Genomic DNA, 23,464 nt, shown 5'->3' with positions numbered 1-23,464 from the left:
TGGATGGGCTGACGGCTATGGTTCCGCTCATGCTTCGACCCTGTCGCGCTGCGCATCCACATTGGTCATGACCGTGTAGAAGACCCAGCAGATGGCAAGAATGATGAGATTGTAGACCAGCGACATGGCAGCCGCCTTGCCGAGATCGAACTGGCCGAGGGCGAGCTTCACCAGATCGATGGACAGGAACGTTGTCGCATTGCCGGGTCCTCCGCCGGTGAGCACGAAGGGCTCCGTATAGATCATGAACGAATCCATGAAACGCAGGAGCACGGCAATCAGCAGCACGCGCCGCATCTTCGGCAGCTGAATCGTGCGGAAGACCGCCCAGCGCGAGGCGCCGTCGATGCGGGCTGCCTGATAATAGGCGTCCGGTATCGACTTGAGGCCCGCATAGCACAGGAGCGCCACGAGGCTCGTCCAGTGCCACACATCCATGACGATGATCGTGATCCAGGCATCGATGGGATCGCCCGTGTAGTTGTAGTCGATGCCGAGGTGGTTGACGATCCAGCCGAGGAGGCCGATGTCGCCGCGGGCGAAAACCTGCCAGATGGTGCCGACCACATTCCACGGAATAAGCAGCGGCAGCGCCATGAGCACGAGGCAGAGCGCCACCGTCCAGCCCTCGCGCGGCATGGCCAGAGCCACCGCGATGCCGAGCGGCACCTCGATCAGAAGAATGATGAACGAGAACAGGAGCGTGCGCATCAGCGACGACAGGAACTGTTCGCCGAGCTGGCTCGACGGGTCGAGCAATTCCTGGAACCAGGCGATGCCGTTCCAGAAGAACTGGTTGTTGCCGAAGGTATCCTGCACCGAATAGTTCACGACGGTCATCAGCGGCAGAACCGCCGAGAACGCCACGATGGCGAAAACCGGCAGGACGAAGAACCAGGCCCTGTTGTTGACCGTCTTTGTCACGCGCCATGCCCTCCCGTAGCTTCGCCCGGAACCAGGTGTCCATCCGCATAGATGTGTACGTGGCGCGGATCGATGGCGAGCGCAGCTTCATCACCATCGATGAAGATGCCGTCCGGCACGCTCGCGGCAAGAGGACGTCCGTTCATCTCGACGCGCGCGATGCGGGCGCGGCCGATGTCGTCGATGCGTCTCACCTGCACGGGCAGTCCTGCTCCCTTCGGCTGCAGACGCACGAATTCGGGGCGAATGCCGAGTTCGACGCGGTCGGAATCCGACAGGGTCCGATAGGCCCGCTGCAGGGATATGGTCGTGCTTCCGACGAAGGCCGTGGTTCCCTCGACCCGGCAGGGCAGGATGTTCATTCCCGGCGAGCCGATGAAATGACCCACGAAGGTGTGGGCCGGACGCTCGAACAGCTCCTCGGGCGTTCCCGTCTGAACCACGGCGCCATCATGCATGACCACGACCTTGTCGGCGAAGGTGAGCGCCTCGGTCTGATCGTGGGTCACGTAGATCATGGTGATGTCGAGGGCGTGGTGGATCTCCTTCAGGGTGGACCGCAGCTGCCATTTCAGGTGCGGATCGATCACCGTAAGCGGCTCGTCGAACAGGATTGCCGCCACATCCGGGCGCACGAGGCCGCGTCCGAGCGAGATCTTCTGCTTCATGTCGGCGGTCAGGTTGCTGGCCCTGCGGTCGAGCACGCGGGTCAAATCGAGCAGCCGGGCGATCTCCTCCACCCGCCGTGCCGTCGTTTCGCCGGCTACGCGCCGGTTCTTGAGCGGGAAGGCCAGGTTCTCGCGCACGGTCATGGTGTCGTAGACCACGGGAAATTGGAACACCTGCGCAATGTTGCGCGCTTCCGTCGGCAGATCCGTCACGTCGACTTCGTCGAACAAAACTCTTCCGCGCGTCGGGCGCACCAGACCGGAGATGATGTTGAGAAGGGTGGTCTTGCCGCAGCCTGAAGGGCCCAAGAGGGCATAGGCGCCTCCCTGGCTCCACACATGGTTGACCTCCTTGAGGGCGTAGTCCTCCGGCCTCCGGGGATCGGATCTGTAGGCATGGGCGAGATGATCGAGGGTGATGCGTGCCACAGGGCTCTCCTCAAGCCGCTTTCTGCGCAGGGTCTGCGCCGGCAAGGCGACCGGCTGCATCGAACAGGAAGAGGTGCCGCGGGTCGATATAAGCCGTGACGGAGGACTTCGGCTCCAGGCGCCTCACTCCCGGCACGAGGGCCACGAAACGGTGCTCGCCCGCATCCAGGTGCACATAGCTCTCCGATCCTGTGATTTCGGCAACCGATACGGTTGCCGGAAGGGCGATCCCTTCGGGGCCCATCGGTTCCAGGCTCAGATGATGCGCCCGGAAGCCGACCGTATATTCGCCGTCGGCAACAGCCACGAGGGCTCCTGTCGCCGGAATTCGCTCGCCCGCGCCCAAAGTTACGGCGTCCCCCGTCTTGTGGATCGTCATGGTGTTGAGCGGCGGATCGGAAAAGACCCGTGCGGTGGTGAGATCCTGGGGTTGCCTGTACACGCGGGGCGTTGGCCCGAATTGGGTGAGGCGGCCCTCGAAAAGGGTGGCGGTGTTGCCGCCGAGAAGAAGAGCCTCCGACGGTTCAGTCGTTGCATAGACGAAGATGGCGCCCGATGCCGAGAAGACCCGCGGCAGTTCCTCGCGAAGCTCCTCGCGCAGCTTATAGTCGAGATTGGCCAGGGGCTCGTCGAGCAGCACGAGGTCCGCGCGCTTGACCAGCGCTCGCGCGATGGCGGTGCGCTGCTGCTGGCCACCGGAAAGGTTCAGCGGCTTGCGGTCGAGATAAGGCTCCAGCTTCAGCAGCTTGGCGGCATCGCGGACGCGGGCGTCGATTTCAGATCCCGGCAGGCCGGCGACGCGCAGAGGCGAGGCGATGTTCTCGTAAACCGTCAGGGACGGGTAGTTGATGAACTGCTGGTAGACCATGGCGACGCTGCGGCGCTGCACGGGCCAGCCCGTCACATCCTTGCCGTCGACCAGAACGCGGCCGCTCGTGGGAACGTCGAGACCGGCCATGAGGCGCATGAGCGAGGTCTTGCCGGCCAGGGTCGCCCCAAGCAGCACGTTGAGGGAGCCGCGCTCAAGGGTCATGTGGATGTCATCGATATGGACCGCTGCTCCGACCTTTTTGGAAACTCCTTCCAGAGCAAGCGTCATCCGCGATGTCCTTGATGCTGAGCCGCGTTCACAGGGGGCGTGGCACTGCGCCTGATCCGGCCGAAAAAGGTCACGGTGTGACAGGCCGGTGCATGTCGAGCGATGCCCTGGCCGTTGAAGCCAAGAACATTCGCGACGCCAAGCGCCGCCGATTCATGCGGACTCAATAGCGCTCCTCCTGGTGCCAAGCCTTGGTGGCCTGAGCTTTTCTCTTCTTGTTACGGTGAAGGTATATTGGCCCCAAAACGAAAGCAACTGCCTGAAATGAGACGAGCAACTGGTCTTCTACTGGACTGAAGCGACATTCGGCTCGGGCTTTCAGCAACCGGCACGGCACAGTTTTGAACTCAGGCAATGTTCAGGAGTTCATGCCCTATGCGCCGGGTTCACTTCCTCCCAACAGTGGCCGGTAGCCTCCTCAACACGGATTGGAGAATGCCATGCCCGAAACTGCAAAGCCGCTTGCGATCGTCACCGGTGCATCTGTCGGTATCGGTTATGAACTTGCAAAACTCTGTGCGCAGAATGGCTACGACCTGCTCATTGCCGCCGATCAGGCCGCCATTCACGATGCTGCCAAGGAGTTTCAGGCGCTCGGCGCCTCGGTTGATGCGGTTGAGGCAGATCTGGCAACGCTTGAGGGCGTCGACCGGCTTCATGCTGCGATCAAAGGGCGGCCGGTGGGCGCTCTTCTGGCCAATGCGGGGCATGGGCTGGGACATGCCTTTCTCGATCAGGATTTCGCGCAGGTTCGCCACGTGATCGACACCAACATCACGGGCACGATCTACCTGATCCAGAAGGTCGGCCGCGACATGCGTTCCCGGGGTGAGGGCCGAATCCTCATCACCGGCTCCATTGCGGGCTTCATGCCGGGCACGTTTCAGGCCGTCTATAACGGCACCAAGGCGTTCATCGATTCCTTCTCCTTCGCCCTCCGTAACGAGCTGAAGGACAGCGGCGTGACCGTCACGTGCCTGATGCCCGGCGTCACCGATACCGAGTTCTTCGAGCGGGCCGACATGATGGATACCAAGGTCGGCCAGGACAAGAAGGACGATCCGGCCGACGTGGCGAAGGTCGGGTTCGAGGCCATGATGCGCGGTGACGGCGATGTGGTCAGCGGCTGGAAGAACAAGCTCACCACCGCCATAGCCTCGGTGACCCCGGCCGGAATGCTTGCCGAACAGCATCGCAAAATGGCCGAGCCCGGCTCCGGCCAAAGCTGATCGGGGCCTGGAGCGCTTCCTTCAGGGCCGCTCAGGCGAGACTGCGGCTGCGCATTTGATGATATGTTGACGGCACGGCCGCGATCGGTCAGGAGCGGTGTCGAAGGTTCGGAGGCTTCTCCGCCCCTGAGGGAAGGTGCCTGACGGGCGTGCTTCAACAAGGCATTCAGATGAACATATCGGCGGACTTTCTCCAGCGTCTGACGAGCGCTCTCGGTCCGGCCTCGGTCATCACCGATGGGCCGGATCTCGAGCCTTACTCCGTCGATTGGCGTAGGCTCTTTCCCGGCACACCCGCCTGCGTCGTCCGCCCTTCCTCCACCGCCCAGGTGGCCCACATCGTGCAGGTCTGCCGCGAGGCGGGCGTCCCGCTCGTGCCGCAGGGCGGCAACACGGGCCTTGCGGGCGGCGCAGTACCCGATCCCTCGGGCACGCAGGTCGTTCTCTCCCTGAATCGCATGGCGGCAGTTCGCAATGTGGATGCGGTCGGCATGACGATTGAGGCCGAGGCCGGGTGCATTCTGAAAGTGGCGCAGGATGCCGCCTCGGCCGTTGGCCGCCTGCTCCCGATCAGCCTTGCGGCCGAGGGCTCGGCCACCATCGGGGGCGTCGTGGCGGCGAATGCCGGCGGCGTGAACGTGCTGCGCTACGGCATGACCCGAAGCCTCGTGCTCGGCCTCGAGGTGGTTCTGCCGGACGGTACCGTTGCCAACGGCTTGCGCCGCCTGCGCAAGGATAACGCGGGGTACGACTGGAAGCAGCTGTTCATCGGCAGCGAAGGCACGCTCGGGATCGTCACGGCGGCAATCCTAAGGCTTCTGCCGCGGCCGAAGCACTCCGTAACGGCGCTGCTGTCGGTTGCGGATCCTGCCGCGGCGCTGCGGCTTCTGGCACTCGCCCAGGACGAGCTGGGCGACCAGATTTCCGCCTTCGAGCTGATCTCGGCCACCTCCATGCAACTCGTCGCGAAGCATGCCGGGTTGAAGGCCCCGATTGCCCAAGGTGATTGGTTCGTGCTGATCGAAGCCGCCTCCAGCCTTCCGGGGCTGCGGGAGGCGGCCGAGGCCATGCTGGGTGCTGCCTTCGAGCAGGAGATCGCGCTCGACGGTGTCATTGCCGAGTCGGGTGCGCAGGCGGCTCAGCTCTGGGCCCTGCGCGAGCATGTGACGGAATCGGAGGCGCGGGAGGGAAAGAGCGTCAAGCACGACGTCTCCGTGCCGCTGACCGAGGTTCCCCGCTTCCTCGATGAGGCCGGGGAGGCGCTCGCCGCAGGGGCTCCGGGAACGCGGGTGAACGCCTTCGGACATTTGGGCGACGGCAACATCCATTATAATGTGTTGGTCGACGCAGGCCAGGACGCAGGCGTCGTGAACCGGATCGTTCATGACGTGGTGGCCGCTTTCGGGGGCAGCATCTCGGCGGAGCACGGGATCGGACAGTACCGCGTGGGCGAACTGGCGCGGTATCGTGCTCAAACGGAGCTGGACCTCGCCCGCAAGCTCAAGCGGGCTCTCGATCCCGATGGCTTGCTCAATCCGGGCAAGGTGCTTTCCCCCTGAACGGAGGCCGATCAGCTCCGGCCGAGCATATAGAACTCCTCGTTCGGCCGCATGTTGGTCGCGTTGGCGAGGCGGTTCGACATGGCGAAGAAGGCGGTGATCGCCGCAATGTCCCACACGTCCTCTTCCGTGAAGCCATGCTCGCTCAAGGCCGCAATATCGGCATCATTCACGGAATAAGCCTCAAAGGCCACCTTCATGGCGAAGTCCAGCATCGCCTTCTGCCGCGGCGTGATGTCGGCCTTGCGGTAGTTGATCGCCACCTGATCGGCGATCAGCGGGTTCTTGGCCCGGATGCGCAGGATCGCTCCGTGGGCCACGACGCAATATTGGCACCCATTGGCGCTGCTGGTGGCCACCACGATCATCTCGCGCTCGGCTTTGGTCAGGTTGCCGGGCTTGTCCATCAGCGCATCATGATAGGCGAAGAAGGCGCGAAACTCGTCGGGCCTGCGGGCGAGCACCAGAAAGACATTGGGAACGAAGCCGGACTTCTCCTGAACGGCGAGAATGCGGGTGCGGATATCGTCCGGCAGATCGATGATCTCGGGAACGGGGAAGCGGCTGATCGACGGTTTGCTCACAAGGGCACCTCTCGTTGGCCCCGGTCCGAGGTGGCGCTCCTCAAGGGGCTTCTTGCCATATGAAGCTTATTCGGGTTGGATCGCGTAAACAACGTGTCCGCAACCTGAGGAAAACGCTCATGAGTGCTCAGCAGGCTCCTGCCGCCGACCCCATTTTGCTGCGGGACGACCGCGATGGCGTCGTGACGCTCACCCTCAACCGGCCGGCTCGGTTCAACGCTCTGTCGGAGGAGATGCTCTCAGCTCTCCAGACGGCGCTCGAGGGTATTGCGGCTGATGAAACGGTGCGCTGCGTCGTTGTCGCCGCCGCTGGCAAGGCTTTCTGCGCTGGCCATGACCTCAAGCAGATGCGGGCCAATCCGAAGCAGGATTACTACGAGGCCTTGTTTACCAGGTGCAGCCAGGTGATGCAGAGCATCGTCAATCTGCCCGTCCCGGTGATCGCACAGGTGCACGGGATGGCAACCGCTGCGGGTTGTCAGCTGGTGGCTTCCTGTGATCTGGCTGTTGCCGCCGAGAGCGCCACGTTTGCGGTCTCAGGCATCAATGTCGGGCTGTTCTGCTCCACGCCGGCGGTGGCGCTCTCGCGCAATGTCTCGCCCAAACATGCCTTCGACATGCTGGTGACGGGACGCTTCATCTCGTCCGCCGAGGCCCTGTCCTTCGGGCTCGTCAGCCGGGTGGCGCCGGACGCGGAACTCGACAAGGCCGTGGCTGCACTGACGTCCGATATCTGCGCCAAGAGCCCTGTGGCGATCCGCACTGGCAAGGCCATGTTCAGCCGCCAGCGCTCCATGGGCCTGGAAGAGGCCTACGCCTACGCGGGCAACGTGATGGCCTGCAACATGATGGCGGAGGATGCAGGCGAGGGCATCGACGCCTTCATCGAAAAGCGCAAGCCGAAGTGGAAAGGCCGCTAGGCTCCGCCCCTGTAGGCGCGTGCCATTTCCCTGAGCTGGAACTTCTGAATCTTGCCGGTGGAGGTCTTCGGCAGCTCCGTGAAGATCACGGTGCGGGGGCACTTGTAGGATGCCAGATGCTGCCGGCACCAGGCGACGATATCCTCAGGCGATACGGACTGACCGGGCTTCACCTCCACGAAGGCGCAAGGGGTCTCGCCCCATTTCTCGTCGGGCATCGCCACAACGGCCGCTGCCTGAATGGCAGGATGCTTGTAGAGAGCATCCTCCACCTCGATGGATGAAATGTTCTCGCCGCCCGAGATGATGATGTCCTTGGAGCGGTCCTTCAGCTGCACGTATCCGTCCGGGTACTTCACTCCGAGATCGCCCGAATGAAACCAGCCGCCTTCAAAAGCCTTGGCCGTGCCGGCGGGATTCTTCAGATATCCCTTCATCACCACATTGCCGCGGAACATGACCTCGCCAAGGGTCCGTCCGTCCGCCGGCACGGGCAGCATCGTCTCCGGGTCGAGCACATCGAGCGCTTCGAGCACCGGATAGCGCACGCCCTGCCGGGCCTTCTTGGCCGCATACTCGCCTGGATCGAGATCGTCCCACTCCCGGTGCCATTCGTTCACGACCGCCGGGCCGTAGACCTCCGTGAGGCCATAGAGATGCGTCACGTCGAAACCCGCAGTCTTCATGGCGGCGAGCACGGCTTCCGGCGGGGGAGCCGCAGCCGTCATGAATGTCACCGTGTGGGGCAGGGATCGCTGTTCAGACGCCGGCGCATTGAGCAGCGTCGACATGACGATGGGCGCGCCGCAAAGGTGCGTGACCCCATGATCGGCCAGGGCATCGTACATCGGCCTAGCGCGCACGGCTCGCAGGCAGACATGGGTGCCGGCCACGATGGAGAGCGACCAGGGAAAGCACCAGCCGTTGCAGTGGAACATGGGCAGCGTCCACAGGTACACCGGATGCTGCCTCATGCCTGCCGTGAGGATGTTGCCCATGGCAAGCAGGTAGGCGCCGCGATGGTGGTAGACGACGCCCTTGGGGTCGCCGGTCGTGCCCGAGGTGTAGTTCAGCGTAATGGCGTCCCACTCGTCCTGCGGCGGGCTCCAGGAGAAATCCGGATCGCCCTCGGCCAGCAGATCCTCGTACTCCTGGGAGCCCAAGCGCTCGCCCGGTCCGGTGAACTCCGGATCGTCATAGTCGATGACGAGAGGCCTTGCCGAGGTCAGCTCCAGGGCTTCCTTGACGGTGGCCGAGAACTCCCGGTCCGTGATCAGCACCTTGGCTTCGCTGTGCTCCAGGGAGAACGCGATGACCTTGGCATCGAGGCGTGTGTTGAGGGTGTTGAGGACTGCACCGGCCATGGGGACGCCGTAATGGCATTCGAGCATGGCCGGCGTGTTGGGCAGCATCACCGACACGGTGTCGCCGCGCCCGACGCCGCGCCGGGCGAGGGCCGAGGCGAGCTGGCGTGAGCGGGCGTAGAAGTCACGGTAGCTGCGTCGCAGGGGACCGTGAATGATGGCTGTTCGGTCAGGATGAACGCTGGCCGCCCGCTCCAGGAAACCAAGAGGGGTCAGGGGCTGAAAGTTCGCCGGATTCTTGTCGAGGTTCGTGTCGTAAACGGTTGCAGCCACTGTGGTCCCTCGCATGCCGGGCCGTGAGTATCGCCAGGAGCCATGAGCCTGACAAGCCTACGAAATGTCAGCACCAATGCGTTTTGCCGGAACCCGTCATGCCTTGATGGACATGACTGCCCTCTCGGCTTTCGCGGTGATGTCGTTCCACGCCTTCGCGCGAATGTCGGACGTCTGGCAGACCCAGGATCCGCCGATGGCCACGACATTCGGCAAGGTAAGCCAGTCTCTGGCATTCTTCTCGTCGATGCCTCCGGTCGGGCAGAAGCGGGCCTGCGGAAAGGGACCAGCGAGCGCCTTCAGGGCGGGAATGCCGCCCGAAGCAACGGCAGGGAAGAACTTCACCGTCTGGAAGCCGTGCTCCAGGGCTCCCATCAGCTCCGACGCGGTTGCGATGCCCGGAATGAACGGCATCTCGCTTCCGGCGGCAGCTTCGAGCAGGGCCGGCGTGGCGCCGGGGCTCAGGGCATAGCGCGCGCCCAGCGCCTGAGCGCGTTCCAGGTCCCTGGGCGTCAGAACCGTGCCTATTCCGACGATCGCCTCCGGCACCTCCTGGATGATGGCTGCGGCGGAGTCCGCTGCTGCGGGGGTTCTCAGCGTGATTTCCAGCAGGCGGAGCCCGCCGGCCACGAGAGCCCGCGCGAGAGGAACGGCATCGTCCACACGCTCCAGGGTGATGACGGGAACGATGGGGCCGGCCCGGAGGATGTCGGCCAGCTTTTTATCACGGGAGCCGGAGAGGCTCGTCAGGTCTTGGGTCACGCAAGGGCCTCCTTGAAATGGGCTTGCAAGATCGGGCTCAAGGCATGGCCTCGGCCGGAATGATCGCGCCGCGGTAGCGCACAACCTGACCGGCGAGACGATGCCCCGCGCTTGCAGCGGCTTCGGGGTTCGCACCGGACAGGCGCGCATCGAGATAAGCGGCCGCAAAGCTGTCGCCTGCGGCGGTCGTGTCGACGACATCTTCCGCGGCCTTGCCCGGCACCAGCACTTCCTGACCCTGCGCGATGACGCGGCAGGTCAGGTCCGGGAGCTTGAGGACGATTTCAGCCTTCTCGGAGAAACCTAAAAGATCGTCGACGCCGGCATCGCCGAACAGAAGATCGAGGTCCTCCGTCGATGCGAGAACGATGTCGGCGCATTCAAACGCCTGGCGGAATGCGGCCCGTGCAACTGTCGGGTCGGGCCAGCCACGGGGGCGGAAGTTGGTGTCGAAGGCAATGCGCCGTCCATGCATGCGGGCCTCGTGCAGAACCCTGAAGAGGCGATCCCGCCCGTCCTCCCCGTAAAGGGAAAGCGTGATCCCTGAAAAATAGACCAGGTCGTATGTGCCGATGGCCGTGACGCTGTCTTGCGCCTCGGGCGCTTGGAACAGGGATCGCGCCGCAGCGCTGTCGCGCCAATACGAGAAACGGCGTTCGCCTTTCGAGTCGGTCTGGATGATGTAGAGGCCCGGAAGGCGGCCGGGCAGGCGCGGCACCTGCTGCGTGCCGACTCCTTCGGCGTTCCATGCTGCGATCAGCTCATCGCTCCAGCTGTCGTCGCCCAGAGCAGTGATGTAATCGACCTGCGTCCCAAGACGGGCGAGATAGACTGCCGTGTTGAGCGTATCACCGCCAAAGCTCCGGGACAGCCTTCCATCGACCTCCTCCCGAAGCTCGATCATGCATTCTCCGATGCAAGCGACTCTGGTCATGCGTTCACCGTAGTTTTCCCGATCCCGATAGCGTTGATGACCGGCTTGTCGTTATTCTTTTGTGACGACCACAAGGCTGCAGCGTCCCGAGGACGGAGGTGACATCAGTTCGCTCCATCCTGTCTAGTCTTTATTCCAAGGATGATATCAAGCAACTTCAATCGTTCATAGGATCCCGGCGAATGCGAGGTTTGAGTGCATTCGTCAGGCAATCTTTGATCGGGTTGCGCGCCGCAGCGGTTCAAAGAGCCTGGAGCGTTTCTCATCTTCAGGGTTTGATTTCGGGCAGCATTCAGGGGCAGCCCGGCGAGAATTGCAGGATCTATCCAAGACTATTGTGCGGAAACCTCATTTTGCCATCTTTAAATCTTGGTCAAAAGCGCTATTCAGATTTTGCTGTCTATGAGTTCACAGTTCAAAAGAAGGAGTTTCTGATGGCCAAGACTGCAACCAAGGTTTCGTCCAAGAAGGCCCCTGCCAAGAAGGCTGCGGCGCCTAAGGCTGCAGCAAAGGCATCGGCCAAAACCGCGAAGGCACCTGCAAAGGCAGCCACCAAGGCAGCTGCAACGAAGGCTGCCGCGAAGGCCCCTGCCAAGAAGGTTGCATCCAAGGCCCCTGCAAAGAAGGCCGTCAGCAAGGCCTCCGCAGGTGGTGCAGCGTCCGTCCTGACGTTGCGCAACATCGCGGAAAGGCTTTCGGAAACCCACGAGCTTCCCAAGCGCCAGGCGAACGAGATGCTCACCCAGGTGGTCGAGATGATCGCAAAGAGCCTGAAGAAGGGCGAGAAGATTCGGTTGACGGGTCTCGGCATTCTGCAGGTGCGCAAGCGTGCTGCCCGTATGGGCCGCAATCCGCAGACGGGCGAGCCGGTGAAGATCAAGGCTTCCAAGAAGATTGCCTTCAGGGCTGCAAAGGACCTCAAGGAATCCGTATAAATTTCCTGGAGCTTCGAGAAGCGACAGATCCAGCATTGGCAAGGCGGTCCGCCGCCTTGCCGTCGGATACGTCGGAGGCCGCTGCGGCAGGTGGCCTGCCAGATGATCAAACCAGCGGCGTGTCAGTTCAATGAATGGTCGCGCTGCGCCATCTGGCTGAGGACGGAGACAAGCCGTTCCTGACTGAACGGCTTTTGGAGGATGGCGAGCGGCCCCGTTGCCTCCGCGGCCTCCCGTGTTGACGGGTCCCCCGAGCCGGTGATGAACATATGAGGGATTTCGCGGGCGCGCGTTGCCTGCGCCAGATCGATCCCGTTCAGACGGCCCTTCAGCCTGATGTCGAGGATGGCGAGATCGATAGCGCTTCGCTCCAGATATTCCAGCGCCTTCTCTCGCGTCGCGGCGATGCCGATGACCTCGTGCCCAGCCTCCTCCACGAGGTCGGCAATAAAGTCCGCCACAAGCGCTTCATCATCAACCACGAGAACCCGAAGCTTCTCGCTCATAGAGGAACGCTCACCTGCCATGCGGCTCCTGCCGCATGGTGCTCGAGCGATACTTCGCCCTCGATTTGAGTGGCAAGGCGCTGGATCAGGCGCATCCCAAGGCCGGTCTTGGCCGTATCCGGGTCCTCCCCGGATCCAGCCCCGTCACCGGAAATTCGGAGGATGAGCGTTTCCGCTATCTGTTCGAGCCGCATGGAGAGGTGCCCTGGACGATCATCGGGAGAGGCATGCTTGAGCGTAGCGTTGAGAATTTCGTTGGCTATGAGACCCAATGGAACAGCCAAGTCGACGGGTAATTCAACTAGGTTAAGCTCGGCCGTAAGTTCGATGCGGCCTCCTGAGGTTTCCAATAGATTGCGAGCCAATCTCTCCAGAAAGCTGCTGAAGTTCACGCGCCGGAAGTCTTCCGAGCGGTAGAACTCTTCCTGAAGGGCGCTGAGAGCCTGGATGCGGCGCCCGAGATCGGCAATCTGCTGTCTGTCGCTTTCATGCCCAAGGGTCTTTTCGGTCATTCGCAGGAGGCTGATCACAAGCTGAAGGTTGTTGTGCAGCCTATGGTACAGCTCCTTGAGAACGAGATCGCGGCTTTCGCCGAGTTCGCGCAACCTGTTGTTGCGCTCATAGGCACTGCGAACCGTGATCGCGAGACGGCGAAGCTGCTTGGATCCTTTGACCACATAATCATCAAAGCCGTGCTTGAGGGCTCGCACGGCAAGTTCCTCATTGCCGGTTCCGGTAAACATGACGGTGCAGCACAGGGGGTTCGCGGCCTTCACCCGGTCAAAGATCTTTATCCCGTCAGTCCACCGCAGGTCGAAGTCCGTAACGAGGATCTCGGGAGGCCGCTCCTGCAAAACCTCATCAAGGCTGGTCAGGTCCATCGCCTCCCGGATGGTGGCATTCGGGAACTCATGGGTAACGGCCCGAATTGCCAGCGCACGGGTATCTGGATCATCATCGACAAAGAGGATTCTCATGGGATCAGGCAATCCGAAGCAGCGATCGGCGGTTATGTGTCAGTTCAACGATAACGAATAGGGGAAGTTGTTGCTCCCTTTCAAAGTTAATCCGCCGCTTCGCTGGAGTTCCGATGCAAGCCCGGCGCAGCATGGAACCGATCCGGAGCCGCCTCGCTTCGGATCGGCTGCCGTTACGGCGGCATTCGTTCTCGCCGGAGCGCTCATGGTGGCAAGCGCGATTGCCCTGAACCTGATCCTGTCGAGCCTTGGGCAGAATCGCGTCTTCGTGCTCCAGACCAGCGCAATGCTGCGGGAGATGGCTGAACTGCATGTGGATGTGCGAGCGGCCGAAACGGGCCAGCGCGGCTATATCCTGACGGGAGAGCGTCGCTATCTCGCGCCCTACGATCGGGCGGTCGGCAAGGTCTGGACAAGTTTTGGGACCCTTGAAGGCGCAGTCAGGGACCCGGCGCAGAAAATCCGCCTGCAGCGCCTGCGTGGTCTTGTCGAAGACAAGCTGGATGAACTCTCCCAAACGGTTTCCTTGCGCCAGCAGGGGTTCGATGCCGCCTTGGCCGTGGTCCGAACGGACGTCGGGCAAAAGCTGATGGAGGATATCGATGCCGCAATCGTAGACCTGGAGAATGCGCAGCAGAGTCTTCTGGCCTCGCGAACGCGACAGCTCGAGAATCAGGCGGCCTGGGCGACCGGGATCGCTGTTCTGGGTGGGGTGTCTGCTCTCGTCAGCACGATTCTCGGCATGCTCTGGCTGTCACGGCAGCGCGCCAATGCCAAGCTTCTTGAGGCCGAGCGGCGTTTTCGGCAGGATCTGGAGCGGCAGGTGGAGAGCCGGACCGCGGAGCTGACCCAGGTCAACCGGGAGCTCGATGCCTTTGCGTACACGATTTCCCACGATCTGCGCGCGCCGCTGCGGTCCATGCATGGCTATGCCGATGCCCTTGTTGAGGATTACGGCGCTTCTCTCCCGGAGGAGGGCAGGGGCTTCACGCAACGGATCGTTGCGGCGGCGGACCGGATGGACAACCTGATCCAGGATATTCTCACCTATAGCCGGCTGGCCCGTGGGGAAGTGAACCTGCGCCCCGTGGCGCTCGAGCAAATCGTTCATCAGGTTCTAGCGCATAGTGAGCAAATGGTGAGCGAGGCCCGCGCGGAGATCGAGGTCGAGCGCCCGCTGCCCAGCGTAAAAGCGCATCCTCCGACGCTGGTGCAGGCCGTCGAGAACCTGATCTCGAATGCGATCAAGTTCGTGCCTCCGGGGAACAGGCCCTATATCCGCATTCGGGCGGAGAGGCAGGCGAACCGCGTGCGGCTTTGGTTCGAAGACAATGGCATCGGCATCGATCCCGCTCATCAGGAGCGCGTGTTCCAGCCATTTCAGCGCCTGCACGGTGTTGAGGCCTATCCCGGAACAGGGATCGGCCTGGCAATCGTCCGAAGAAGCCTCGAGCGCATGGGCGGCGAGTGCGGCGTCATATCGAAACCCGGGGAGGGGAGCCGCTTTTGGATCGAGCTTCCGGCCGCGGAGGAGGGGACACAATGAGCCAGGATGAGGGAATGGTGCTGATTGTCGAGGATAACGCCGACGACCGGGACCTGCTGGCACGAGCCTTCAAGAAGGCCGGCATCGCCGTTCCTCTCTGGTTCGCCAAGGATGGGGATGAGGCCGTGGCCTATCTGGAACAGACTGCGACAGACCCGATGCAGGCGAGCCCTTTCATCATTCTCTTGGATCTCAAGCTGCCCCGCCGTTCGGGCTTCGAGGTGCTGGAATGGATCAAGGGAACGGCAAGGCTGCGGCGCATCCCGGTCATCATCCTGACGTCGTCGCGCGAAAACGTCGACCTGGAGCGCGCCTATGACCTCGGAGCCAATTCGTACCTGGTCAAGCCGGCGCGGCCGGAGGCGTTGCGCGAGATGGTCGAGCAAATCAATGCGTACTGGCTCGGCTTGAATGAGATGGCGATCCAGGGGTCCAGCCTGTCCTAGAGTCTCAACCGGCTGGTTCCCAACCTGCCGAGCCCTAGAACAGGGGCGTGCAGGACGATCATTCTCATCCACGGCGGCGTTCCAGGCTCGTGCCGATCATCCTTGGCCGGCTTGCCGTTGTAGTCGCCATGGGACTGGCGGTATGCGGCGGATTGCTTTGGGCCGGCGTGATCGTGGTTCCCAATCACCTCAATCCGTTCAGCCCCTTGCGTATTGCGGACAGCCCAAGCTGGCTCACGCGACTCAAGCTTGGCCGCCTCGAGCGGAATGGCGCGCAATGCCTGGCCGTGCTGGCCGATTCGGAGGTCTCGCACAAACCGGTCACGGACCAGCCGCTGGAGCAAGGGTGCGGGTTTTCGAATGCCGTGGAGGTGAGCCGGTCGTCCGTGGGGTTGAGCCGCGGATTTACGGCCACCTGTTCGCTCACCGTGGCATGGGCCCTGTTCGAGGAGCATGTTCTGCTGCCTGCCGCCCGTCGGCATCTGGGGCAGGAGATCGTGCGTGTTACGCATTTTGGAACATATGCCTGCCGCAACATCAACCATCGCGCAGGAGGGCGGCGCAGCGAGCACGCGACGGCCAATGCCATCGACATTGCAGGCTTCGTACTTGCCGACGGACAGCAGATTACGGTCAAAGGCGATTGGATAGGAAGCGATCCGCGCCGCAGGGCATTTCTCCGTGCCCTGCGGGACGGTGCCTGCGATGTTTTCGACGTGGTGCTAAGCCCCGATTACAACGAGGCTCACCACGATCATTTTCATTTCGACATGGGATCCTACCGGACATGTCGGTGAAGGCTCGGTGCTTGTCGCCAGCCTTCGAGCGTGGCGCTGATCAGTTGAACGCGTAGCTCGGAGCATCGCCCATCTGAGCGGCCTTGGCGGCCAGCAGCAGGGCCTCGCCGAGTTCGCGGGCATGTTCGGGGGTCATCGCGACCGGCATCTGGCGCCGGATGCCGCGCTCGTATTCCTCGGTGGTTGTTGCGAGTTCGATCACCATCATCGCGTCGCGGCCGTCGAGCGTGCCGACGGAGAAGCTGGTGAGAGCGCCGATCAGGTCCATATCCGGTTTCATTGTGTTGCCCCTTGCGTAACGTAAGAAAACCATAGCTGAACCTCCCAACCCTTGTCTGCTCTGCGTATGGAGAGTGGATTTTGTTACGTGTGTCTTGGGCCAGGGGCGCACCCCGGAAAACCGAATAACTCAACCGTCGACTCCCCTCCATTCAGAGGGGCCGGAGATCAAGTCCAAGCTTTTGGCCCGTCACGAGCGGCCTTGATGTTTTATCCCGAGCGCCAGCGTATCAAACAGCTGGCTGAAGCGTTGACAGTTGCAATCTTGGCAGCGGTCGCAGGATCGGCAGCCGGGGCGGAGGTGGCCATGGCGAACAGGCTCCTGAGTACTCTCGCGTTTTTGCTGCTGGCAGGCGATGCTCTGGCAGGCGGGCCCGCCGGAGCCGAGCATCCGCTCGATGTTGCCCTTGTGATCGCAGTCGATGTCTCGTCATCCATGGAAAACGATGAGCAAGGATTGCAACGGTCTGGATTTGTCGACGCCTTTCGCTCTGTTCTCGTTCACGAGGCCATTGCGAACGGCATGCACGGACGGATTGCCGTCACATATGTCGAATGGTCCGGCGCGAGAGACCAGCGCGTTCTGGTGCCTTGGACGGTCATCGACAGTCCTGAGGACGCGCGCTCCTTCTCGGATCTCTTGGCTTATCAACCCATTCGGCAGGCCGGGATGACGTCGATCTCGGGCGTGATCGACTACAGCCGCAAGCTCTTCGCAGATCTCGGAGGGGCCCCGATCCGGCGCGTCATCGACATCTCCGGCGACGGCCCGAACAATGACGGTCGCACCATCACCTATGCGAGAGATGAGGCCGTCGCGGACGGCACCATCATCAACGGCCTGCCCATCATGTATAAACGGACGACGGGCAGCGCGGAACTGGCGGATCTCGATCTCTACTTCAAGGAGTGCGTCATCGGCGGCATGGGCTCCTTCGTGCTGCCCCTGCACGATCCGGAGCAATTCGCCATGGTCATCCGCACGAAGATCATGCGGGAGATCGCCGGCCTCGGGGACATGCGGCCTCTGATCGTTCCAGCGCAGCAAAGCATGAACTGCGTGACAGGTGAAAGGCGCAAGCAGGAGGATCTGCTGAGCCAGGAGCGGAAGCCGTAAAGCGCCGCGGTCGGAGGCAGGCGCAAGCGTCGCGCCTGGCTTCCCACGGCATGTTGCTCCAGGCGCTTACTTCATGAGCCCGGCGGCCTTCAGGGCTTTCGTGATCACCGCGTTCACATCGAAGACAGACCGGGCGGCTTTCTCGCGAGGCTCATGCGAGCGCCGTGCCGTCCTCTTGCGCCCGATGGCTTTCGGCGCGTCCGAATGAGCCGGATCCGCGCCCTCATTCTTTCGAGCCGATTCGTCAGCCGTTCGCTTCTTGACCGCGCCAACCGGCCGCCCCGTCAGCCCCCAGAACTTTGCGATCCGGTAGCTCGACGAGATGCCCACATCGAGGAGGAAGGGGCCAGCCGCCCCATAGCTGTTTTCATCGTCCCCCACTGCCAGAGGGGTGCCGTGCGCCATGCCGGTGATGACATATTCCTCGATGACCTCCTCGCCTGCAGCGTTGGTCCAGACCCGGTGCGGATATCCATCCACCGTGTCGCTGCGGCTCGGGTTGGCTCGCAGGCCGTGCACATTCGTCCATTGCTTGAGGATCTCGCCCGCATTCATGGGTTTGACAGTCGCGTCGGCGCTTCCGTGCCACACGGACACCTTTGGCCATGGCCCCTCGTGGGAGGAGGCGCCTCGAACGAGGTCGCCCCATTCCTTCGCCGACCGACCCTTGCCCTGGAACATGGCTTCGAAAGCCTCCGCGACACTGGTGGCGGAATGGTAGGGCAGCCCTGCGATGATGGCGCCGCCGGAGAACACCTCAGGGTAGGCCGCGAGCATCGTCGAGGTCATCGCCCCGCCGGCGGAGAGCCCGGTCACGAAAACGCGGCTGCGATCCACCTCATGGGCCCGGATGGCATGCTCGACCATCTGCCGGATCGAGCATGCCTCTCCCCGGTCGCGCTGGATGTCACCGAGCTGAAACCAGTTGAAGCAGCGCTTGGGGTTGTTGGCATCCTGCTGCTCGGCGTAGAGCACGACAAACCCGTACCGGTCCGCAAGCTCCGACCAGCCTGAGCCATGATCGTAACCGGCAGCCGTTTGGGTGCACCCGTGCAGGACCACCACGAGGGCAGGGGATGGAGCAAGGATCTCCGGCACATAGGTCAGCATCCTAAGGTTGCCGGGGTTGGAGCCGAAGCCCGAAACTTCCGTCAGACGGCTCGGCGCGGGCGGTTGGCCGTCGAATGAAGACTTTGCCGCCCCCGCAGCCTTCATCAACCCCTCCCATTGCGTGCGGGAGCGGGCCAGCTGATGAATCATTTTTCCTAAGCGCTGCATGATGACCGGGCCCTTCGGGGTAAGGAGTTGTTCTTATGGTAACGCCTGATATGGGGGCTCCGTTGCGTTGCACAATAGAATTGGTGCGATGCAGCAATTTTGGGCTGACAAGCCTTCGGAACGGCAGGAAGGGGATTCTACGGCGCAAAGCGCGATACAGCCGGGCTGGGCCGTTTTTCAGCTAGGTCTTGCGTTGAGATGGACGACGCTCGTTTAAACAGAAAAAGGGCGGGGCATCCGTCTGCCCCGCCCTTGTTTCACCTGTTAGGAACGCTTTTCAGCAGAACGCTTCTTGTCCTTCGGGCCTTTGGAGCTCTTGAAGTCTCTCGGGCCGGTGGAGTCCTTCGGACCCTTGCGATCCTTGAAGTCCTTGCGCGGAGGCGCCGCGCCCCTCTCCTTCGTCCCCTTCTTGGCGGGGCCATCCCAGGACTTGCCCGAGCCGGCATCGGCCGGCTCGATGCGGATGTCCTCGTCATTGGTCTTGCGCACGGCCGAGGCGAATTTCGGAGCGTGGGATTTCACGATCTCGAATTTGGTCTCCCGGTCGAAGATCTTGATCGAGCCGATCTCCTTCTTCGTCACATGGCCCAGGCGGCAGATGATGGGGAGAAGCCAGCGGGGATCGGCGTTGTTGCGCCGTCCGACGCTCATGCGGAACCACACCATGTCCTCCGACGAGCGCTCGAACCCGCCCTCGGACGAGTCCCGGCCACGTTCCTTCGGCCCGCGGGTGCGCTCCTCGGTCCGCTCGCGCTTGTCCTTGCGCAGGCGCGGCTCGCGGTCGGAGCCCGCATCGACGATCTCTTCGGGAGCGGGCAGGCGAGCCCGATGAAACTTCACCAGGGCATTGGCGATCTCTTCGGCCGAGCGCTCGGCAAGAAGCGCCCGCGCCATGGCGAAATCGTCTTCCGTCGCCTCCTCGGCGAAGATCGGATCCTGCATCAGCCGTTCCCGGTCGCGCACCCGGATCTCGTCCGCGGACGGCGGGCCGGCCCAGCTTACGTCGATGCCGGCCATGTCGATCAAACGCTCGGCCTTGCGGCGACGGGTGTAGGGCACGAGCAGCACGCAGGTGCCCTTGCGGCCGGCGCGGCCCGTGCGGCCGCTGCGGTGGAGAAGCGTCTCGTGGTCGTTCGGCAGGTCGAAGTGAATGACGAGGCCGAGATCGGGCAGGTCGATGCCGCGGGCGGCCACGTCGGTGGCCACGCAGACCCTCGCGCGTCCGTCGCGAAGGGACTGCAGGGCGTTGCTGCGCTCGTTCTGGGTCAGCTCGCCCGACAGGGACACGGCCGAGAAGCCCCGCTCCACCAGGCTCGCATGAAGGTGCCGGACCGCCTCGCGGGTGTGGCAGAACACCATGGCGCCGCGGCTCTCGTAGAAGCGCAGCACATTGACCACCGCATGCTCGACCTCGTTGGGCGCGCACCGGAGCGCGCGATAATCGATGTCGCCGTGCGGCTGGTTCTGGACCAGGGTGTCGATGCGGTGGGCTTCGCGCTGGTAGCGCCGCGCCAGGGCGACGATGTTCTTCGGCAGGGTCGCGGAGAACAGCAGGGTGCGCCGGTCCTCCGGCGTGGCATCGAGGATGAACTCCAGGTCCTCGCGGAAGCCGAGATCGAGCATCTCGTCGGCCTCGTCGAGCACCACGACGCGCATCTTCGAGGTATCGAGACGGCCGCGCTCCAGGTGGTCGCGCAGGCGGCCAGGGGTGCCCACGACGATGTGGCAGCCGTCGGCGAGCGCCCGCTGCTCCCGGCGCACATCCATGCCGCCGACGCAGGAGGCCACGCGCGCGCCCGCGGGACCATAGAGCCAGATGAGCTCCCGGTTGACCTGGAGGGCGAGTTCGCGGGTCGGCGCGATGATCAGCGCCAGGGGCTCGCGCGGCGGGTCGAACCGCTCGGCGTCGCCCAGGAGGGTGGACGCCATGGCGAGGCCATAGGCGACCGTCTTGCCCGAGCCCGTTTGAGCCGAGACGAGCAGATCCCGGTTGAGGGCGTCCGGCTCGAGCACGGCGCCCTGGACGGGGGTGGGGTCATTATAGCCTTTGTCGGCGAGAGAGCGTTCAAGGCTGGGATTCGTTGCAGGAAAAGGCATGAGAGTGTGGCTGAACCGTTTCTAGGGAGACGTGATAGGCCCCGGTAATAATGATCAGCCAGAGGCGGCGGTGTCGTCTATTTCGTCGATCGACACCAGAAACACGACATCGATATCGAGGTCGTCATCATCGTCTTCGTCGTCTTCGTCGACCTCGTCCTCTTCGTCCAGGGCCTCATAGAAGGCATCGATCTCGTCTTCCGATGCCGGCCGTGTCGTCAAGGCAGCTGAGCCGTCCCAAAGGGACCGGCTCTCGCTCTTAAACGACTTCAGGTCATCTTTAAAGCTCTCACTGAGAAAGAGTTCGCGGGCCTGATCCTCATCCGCATTCGTCACGGCAACCGCTTTGCCGGCAATCTCAAGGGTGACCATGGCTTGTCCTTCGCCGATGCAGGGTGATCCAAATCACTAACGCCCAGGCTGGGAATTCGATCAAACCGATCCTGCATAAGCCTTTTGGAGGCCAGGAAGGGTGTGAAAAGCGCCTAAGACCAGTCTGGACAGGACGCAACCAATATGAGACCAGTTAAGCTGTGAACGCTACCGGCCCTTACCCTCTTTTCCGGTCCCTGCACCGGCTTTCCGTACCAGGCTCCCGCATCAATGAGGACGGGATCGGCCTGCACGGCCGCTTCGCCTGGGTGATCGACGGCGCCACCGGGATGGCCGACGAGCAGCTGACCGCCGGTGGCAGCGATGCCGCCTGGCTTGCCGGCCGGATCGGCGAGCAGCTGATGAAGCTTTGCGGCAATCGGAGCATGGATGAGGCGCTGGGCCGGCTTGAAGCCGACATTCGCTCGGCCTTCGGGGAGGCGACGGCGCATGTACTGGCAATCGATGACCACCATGCTCCCTCCGCGTGCCTCGGCCTGATCGAGGCTCAGCCGGGGGAAAGCGGCCATATCGGCATCAAGGGCCGTTTCCTGGGAGACGTGATCGCCCTAGTGCCGACGGAGAACGGGATCGTTCGGTGGACCGACGAGCGGGCAAAGCCGTTCGAGCGGAAGACCTTGGCGGCTCTTGGAACCCACGGGCATGAGCCCGGCCGGATACCCGAGGGGGTGAAGCGCCAGATCCTTGAGAACCGCACCAAGCTCAACCAGCCGGACGGCTACTGGGTCGTCAACCCGCGCCGCCCTTGGGCCGGTCACGAGCTCCGGTTCGAGGCAAGGGTGAAGCCGGGTGACGCCATCGTGCTCGCCACGGACGGCTTCATGCGGCTTGTCGATGTTTTCGAGGCTTATTCGGACAGCGCTCTTCATGCCCGGCTCGCTGCGGGCAGGGGAGGCAACCTGATGCAGGAGTTGCGGGAACGGGAGCGTGGCGACCTTGAAGCGGGGGCTTATCCTCGTGTGAAAACGCACGACGACGCGACCTTTCTCGTGATCACAGCCGAGGCACACGGCTGAAAATTTTCCGCAGGGCATGCCGTTTGGACATGCCGTGCGGTGGGAGGACAAGGACTTCAACAATGAGGGAAACAACAATGAAACTGACCCGACGCATTCTCATGGCCGCTGCCGCCGGCAGCGTCCTGCTCTCAGGCACGGCCGCCATGGCCCAGCAGACCGAGCTCACCTTCTGGAGCTGGCGCCAGGAAGACCGCGCCTTCTACCAGGACGTCATCAAGAAGTTCCAGGCCAGGGAGCCGGGCATCTCGGTGAAGTTCGAGACCTATGCGCCCGAGAACTACCAGACCATCCTGTCCACGGCGCTTGCCGCCGGCCGCGGCCCGGACGTGATCCAGGTGCGCGCCTATGGCAACCTGGAGACCATCGCGACCCCCGGCTATCTGCTCGCCCTCGACAAGCAGAACGTGCCGGAGCTGGCGAATTTCCCGGAAGCGGCGCTCGCCGCCGAGACCCTGCGCTCGGACAGCAAGGTTTATGCCGTTCCCTTCGCCATGCAGGCCCAGCTCGTGGTCTACAACAAGAAGATCTTCAAGGATAACGGCGTGAACCCGCCGAAGACCTGGGACGAGATGATGGCGCTTGCTCAGGCGCTGAAGGCCAAGAACGTCACGCCGTTTGCCAACGGCACCGCGACCGCCTGGCAGAACGAGACCATCGTCGGGGGCCTGCTGTCGTCCATGCTCGGCAAGAGCTTCGAGGAGGAGATCGTCTCGGGCAAGGCGAACTTCACCGATCCGCGCTTCGTCGGCGCGCTGGCCAAGCTCAAGGACATCAGCCAGTACTTCTCGCCGAACTTCACCGGCGTGGACTATCCGTCCTCGCAGCAGCTCTTCGTGGCGGGCCGCGCGGCCATGTTCGCGGGCGGATCCTATGAGGTAGCGAACTTCAAGAACCAGAATCCCACGCTCGATCTCGGCGTGTTCCCGGCTCCCGTCCTGAAGGCGGGCGATCAGGCGCTGATCGCCACCTATTACGACGGCGGCTATGCGGTGAACGCCAAGACCGAGAAGAAGGATGCGGCGCTCAAGTTCGTGCGCTTCCTGGCGACGCCCGAATACGGCACGTCCTTCACCAACGCCCTGAAGAACCTGTCGCCGATCAAGGGCATCAAGATCGAGGACCCGATCACCCAGGAAGTGGCGAAGCTCGCCGAGAACGCCATGTCCTACCTGATGCTCGTGCGCTTCCGCTACCAGGAGCCGAGCGGCTCCGTGCTGCTCCAGTCGAACGTGCAGAAGATGCTCGCAGGCCAGCAGACCCCGGAACAGGCCGCTGCCGAGATCAACAAGGGCATCGCGACCTACTACAAGCCGTTCCAGAAGTAAGATT

At 62.9% G+C, this 23,464-nt stretch carries 23 protein-coding genes; 10 read left to right on the top strand and 13 right to left on the bottom strand.

The genetic code is table 11. The features are described from left to right. Positions 1 to 27 precede the first annotated feature (27 nt). Genes JKG68_RS04535 through JKG68_RS04525 form a run of 3 tightly spaced genes read right to left on the bottom strand, consistent with a single transcriptional unit; the run spans position 28 to position 3,120 of the window. Positions 28 to 924, bottom strand: a complete 897-nt coding sequence (locus JKG68_RS04535; RefSeq protein ID WP_202056244.1) for a carbohydrate ABC transporter permease — start codon at positions 922 to 924, stop codon at positions 28 to 30. Beyond that, positions 921 to 2,021 (bottom strand): ABC transporter ATP-binding protein, encoded by a 1,101-nt coding sequence (locus JKG68_RS04530; protein ID WP_202056243.1) that lies wholly within the window; start codon positions 2,019 to 2,021, stop codon positions 921 to 923. Before JKG68_RS04530 ends, JKG68_RS04535 begins: the two co-directional genes overlap by 4 nt. A 10-nt stretch (positions 2,022 to 2,031) precedes the next feature. Continuing rightward, on the bottom strand, positions 2,032 to 3,120 hold the full coding sequence (locus tag JKG68_RS04525) for an ABC transporter ATP-binding protein (protein WP_202056242.1): 1,089 nt from the start codon (positions 3,118 to 3,120) through the stop codon (positions 2,032 to 2,034). 440 nt (positions 3,121 to 3,560) lie between these two features. Between JKG68_RS04525 and JKG68_RS04520 the strand changes: the two genes are divergently transcribed. Both JKG68_RS04520 and JKG68_RS04515 read left to right on the top strand, forming a co-directional pair. Next, positions 3,561 to 4,349 (top strand): SDR family NAD(P)-dependent oxidoreductase, encoded by a 789-nt coding sequence (locus JKG68_RS04520; RefSeq protein WP_202056240.1) that lies wholly within the window; start codon positions 3,561 to 3,563, stop codon positions 4,347 to 4,349. Positions 4,350 to 4,519: 170 nt separating this feature from the next. Continuing rightward, positions 4,520 to 5,908 carry an FAD-binding oxidoreductase gene (locus JKG68_RS04515; RefSeq protein WP_202056235.1) on the top strand — a complete coding sequence of 463 codons (1,389 nt, stop codon included), beginning with the start codon at positions 4,520 to 4,522 and terminating at the stop codon, positions 5,906 to 5,908. Positions 5,909 to 5,919: 11 nt separating this feature from the next. Here the strand turns inward: JKG68_RS04515 and JKG68_RS04510 are convergent, their stop codons facing one another. Next, positions 5,920 to 6,492: a peroxidase-related enzyme gene (locus JKG68_RS04510; RefSeq protein WP_202056234.1), complete on the bottom strand. Its 573-nt coding sequence runs from the start codon at positions 6,490 to 6,492 to the stop codon at positions 5,920 to 5,922. Positions 6,493 to 6,611: 119 nt separating this feature from the next. On the opposite strand from JKG68_RS04510, the gene JKG68_RS04505 reads away from it, so the two are divergent. Beyond that, complete coding sequence (locus tag JKG68_RS04505) at positions 6,612 to 7,412, top strand: enoyl-CoA hydratase (RefSeq protein ID WP_202056233.1); 801 nt, start codon at positions 6,612 to 6,614, stop codon at positions 7,410 to 7,412. Here JKG68_RS04505 and JKG68_RS04500 read toward each other — a convergent pair. From JKG68_RS04500 to JKG68_RS04490, 3 genes are all read right to left on the bottom strand, one after another. Further along, a complete protein-coding gene (locus tag JKG68_RS04500; RefSeq protein ID WP_312890731.1) occupies positions 7,409 to 9,049 on the bottom strand; it encodes an acyl-CoA synthetase in 1,641 nt (546 codons plus the stop codon). The two genes, JKG68_RS04505 and JKG68_RS04500, sit on opposite strands and share 4 nt — an antisense overlap. 96 nt (positions 9,050 to 9,145) lie before the next feature. Continuing rightward, entirely contained in the window at positions 9,146 to 9,811 is a 666-nt protein-coding gene (gene eda, locus JKG68_RS04495; RefSeq protein WP_376773110.1) for a bifunctional 4-hydroxy-2-oxoglutarate aldolase/2-dehydro-3-deoxy-phosphogluconate aldolase, read from the bottom strand. Between the two features lie 37 nt (positions 9,812 to 9,848). Next, on the bottom strand, positions 9,849 to 10,745 hold the full coding sequence (locus tag JKG68_RS04490) for a sugar kinase (RefSeq protein WP_202056227.1): 897 nt from the start codon (positions 10,743 to 10,745) through the stop codon (positions 9,849 to 9,851). Between the two features lie 434 nt (positions 10,746 to 11,179). Between JKG68_RS04490 and JKG68_RS34475 the strand changes: the two genes are divergently transcribed. Continuing rightward, a complete protein-coding gene (locus JKG68_RS34475; protein WP_202056225.1) occupies positions 11,180 to 11,680 on the top strand; it encodes an HU family DNA-binding protein in 501 nt (166 codons plus the stop codon). 122 nt (positions 11,681 to 11,802) lie between these two features. On the opposite strand, the gene JKG68_RS04480 is transcribed toward JKG68_RS34475, so the two are convergent. Further along, complete coding sequence (locus tag JKG68_RS04480) at positions 11,803 to 12,186, bottom strand: response regulator (protein WP_202056223.1); 384 nt, start codon at positions 12,184 to 12,186, stop codon at positions 11,803 to 11,805. After that, positions 12,183 to 13,163 (bottom strand): sensor histidine kinase, encoded by a 981-nt coding sequence (locus JKG68_RS04475; protein WP_202056222.1) that lies wholly within the window; start codon positions 13,161 to 13,163, stop codon positions 12,183 to 12,185. Before JKG68_RS04475 ends, JKG68_RS04480 begins: the two co-directional genes overlap by 4 nt. A 70-nt stretch (positions 13,164 to 13,233) precedes the next feature. Here JKG68_RS04475 and JKG68_RS04470 point away from each other — a divergent pair, with 70 nt between their 5' ends. From JKG68_RS04470 to JKG68_RS04460, 3 genes are all read left to right on the top strand, one after another. After that, the gene (locus JKG68_RS04470) at positions 13,234 to 14,709 is read left to right on the top strand and encodes a sensor histidine kinase (protein WP_202056221.1); all 1,476 of its coding nucleotides are present in this window, start codon (positions 13,234 to 13,236) and stop codon (positions 14,707 to 14,709) included. Further along, positions 14,706 to 15,155 carry a response regulator gene (locus JKG68_RS04465; RefSeq protein ID WP_202056219.1) on the top strand — a complete coding sequence of 150 codons (450 nt, stop codon included), beginning with the start codon at positions 14,706 to 14,708 and terminating at the stop codon, positions 15,153 to 15,155. Before JKG68_RS04470 ends, JKG68_RS04465 begins: the two co-directional genes overlap by 4 nt. An 89-nt stretch (positions 15,156 to 15,244) precedes the next feature. Further along, positions 15,245 to 15,952, top strand: coding sequence for an extensin-like domain-containing protein (locus JKG68_RS04460; RefSeq protein WP_202056217.1), 708 nt, complete (start codon positions 15,245 to 15,247; stop codon positions 15,950 to 15,952). Between the two features lie 40 nt (positions 15,953 to 15,992). Here the strand turns inward: JKG68_RS04460 and JKG68_RS04455 are convergent, their stop codons facing one another. Then, the gene (locus JKG68_RS04455; protein WP_202056216.1) at positions 15,993 to 16,232 is read right to left on the bottom strand and encodes a hypothetical protein; all 240 of its coding nucleotides are present in this window, start codon (positions 16,230 to 16,232) and stop codon (positions 15,993 to 15,995) included. A gap of 306 nt (positions 16,233 to 16,538) precedes the next feature. On the opposite strand from JKG68_RS04455, the gene JKG68_RS04450 reads away from it, so the two are divergent. Beyond that, on the top strand, positions 16,539 to 17,348 hold the full coding sequence (locus tag JKG68_RS04450; RefSeq protein WP_202056215.1) for a DUF1194 domain-containing protein: 810 nt from the start codon (positions 16,539 to 16,541) through the stop codon (positions 17,346 to 17,348). A 66-nt stretch (positions 17,349 to 17,414) separates the two neighbouring features. On the opposite strand, the gene JKG68_RS04445 is transcribed toward JKG68_RS04450, so the two are convergent. The 3 genes from JKG68_RS04445 to JKG68_RS04435 form a co-directional block, all read right to left on the bottom strand. Further along, positions 17,415 to 18,608: an extracellular catalytic domain type 1 short-chain-length polyhydroxyalkanoate depolymerase gene (locus tag JKG68_RS04445; RefSeq protein ID WP_246515078.1), complete on the bottom strand. Its 1,194-nt coding sequence runs from the start codon at positions 18,606 to 18,608 to the stop codon at positions 17,415 to 17,417. A 282-nt stretch (positions 18,609 to 18,890) separates the two neighbouring features. Continuing rightward, entirely contained in the window at positions 18,891 to 20,723 is a 1,833-nt protein-coding gene (locus JKG68_RS04440) for a DEAD/DEAH box helicase (RefSeq protein WP_202056213.1), read from the bottom strand. A 54-nt stretch (positions 20,724 to 20,777) separates the two neighbouring features. Next, a complete protein-coding gene (locus JKG68_RS04435) occupies positions 20,778 to 21,095 on the bottom strand; it encodes a hypothetical protein (RefSeq protein ID WP_202056209.1) in 318 nt (105 codons plus the stop codon). Positions 21,096 to 21,256: 161 nt separating this feature from the next. Between JKG68_RS04435 and JKG68_RS04430 the strand changes: the two genes are divergently transcribed. Together JKG68_RS04430 and JKG68_RS04425 are read left to right on the top strand one after the other, a co-directional pair. Continuing rightward, positions 21,257 to 22,132, top strand: a complete 876-nt coding sequence (locus tag JKG68_RS04430) for a hypothetical protein (RefSeq protein ID WP_202056208.1) — start codon at positions 21,257 to 21,259, stop codon at positions 22,130 to 22,132. Positions 22,133 to 22,209: 77 nt separating this feature from the next. Beyond that, entirely contained in the window at positions 22,210 to 23,460 is a 1,251-nt protein-coding gene (locus tag JKG68_RS04425; protein ID WP_202056207.1) for an extracellular solute-binding protein, read from the top strand. Positions 23,461 to 23,464 lie beyond the last annotated feature (4 nt).

The sequence above is a fragment of the Microvirga aerilata genome, assembly GCF_016743775.1.
Lineage (GTDB): Bacteria > Pseudomonadota > Alphaproteobacteria > Rhizobiales > Beijerinckiaceae > Microvirga > Microvirga aerilata.
This window is presented reverse-complemented; position numbering and strand designations above follow the sequence as displayed.

Bases quoted from the DNA above. Each gene is read 5' to 3' on its own strand.
- JKG68_RS04525 (WP_202056242.1), bottom strand. From the start codon at position 3,120: ATGACGCTTGCTCTGGAAGGAGTTTCCAAAAAGGTCGGAGCAGCGGTC.
- JKG68_RS04520 (WP_202056240.1), top strand. From the start codon at position 3,561: ATGCCCGAAACTGCAAAGCCGCTTGCGATCGTCACCGGTGCATCTGTC.
- JKG68_RS04515 (WP_202056235.1), top strand. From the start codon at position 4,520: ATGAACATATCGGCGGACTTTCTCCAGCGTCTGACGAGCGCTCTCGGT.
- JKG68_RS04505 (WP_202056233.1), top strand. From the start codon at position 6,612: ATGAGTGCTCAGCAGGCTCCTGCCGCCGACCCCATTTTGCTGCGGGAC.
- JKG68_RS04490 (WP_202056227.1), bottom strand. From the start codon at position 10,745: ATGACCAGAGTCGCTTGCATCGGAGAATGCATGATCGAGCTTCGGGAG.
- JKG68_RS34475 (WP_202056225.1), top strand. From the start codon at position 11,180: ATGGCCAAGACTGCAACCAAGGTTTCGTCCAAGAAGGCCCCTGCCAAG.
- JKG68_RS04480 (WP_202056223.1), bottom strand. From the start codon at position 12,186: ATGAGCGAGAAGCTTCGGGTTCTCGTGGTTGATGATGAAGCGCTTGTG.
- JKG68_RS04475 (WP_202056222.1), bottom strand. From the start codon at position 13,163: ATGAGAATCCTCTTTGTCGATGATGATCCAGATACCCGTGCGCTGGCA.
- JKG68_RS04465 (WP_202056219.1), top strand. From the start codon at position 14,706: ATGAGCCAGGATGAGGGAATGGTGCTGATTGTCGAGGATAACGCCGAC.
- JKG68_RS04455 (WP_202056216.1), bottom strand. From the start codon at position 16,232: ATGAAACCGGATATGGACCTGATCGGCGCTCTCACCAGCTTCTCCGTC.
- JKG68_RS04450 (WP_202056215.1), top strand. From the start codon at position 16,539: ATGGCGAACAGGCTCCTGAGTACTCTCGCGTTTTTGCTGCTGGCAGGC.
- JKG68_RS04445 (WP_246515078.1), bottom strand. From the start codon at position 18,608: ATGATTCATCAGCTGGCCCGCTCCCGCACGCAATGGGAGGGGTTGATG.
- JKG68_RS04440 (WP_202056213.1), bottom strand. From the start codon at position 20,723: ATGCCTTTTCCTGCAACGAATCCCAGCCTTGAACGCTCTCTCGCCGAC.
- JKG68_RS04435 (WP_202056209.1), bottom strand. From the start codon at position 21,095: ATGGTCACCCTTGAGATTGCCGGCAAAGCGGTTGCCGTGACGAATGCG.
- JKG68_RS04425 (WP_202056207.1), top strand. From the start codon at position 22,210: ATGAAACTGACCCGACGCATTCTCATGGCCGCTGCCGCCGGCAGCGTC.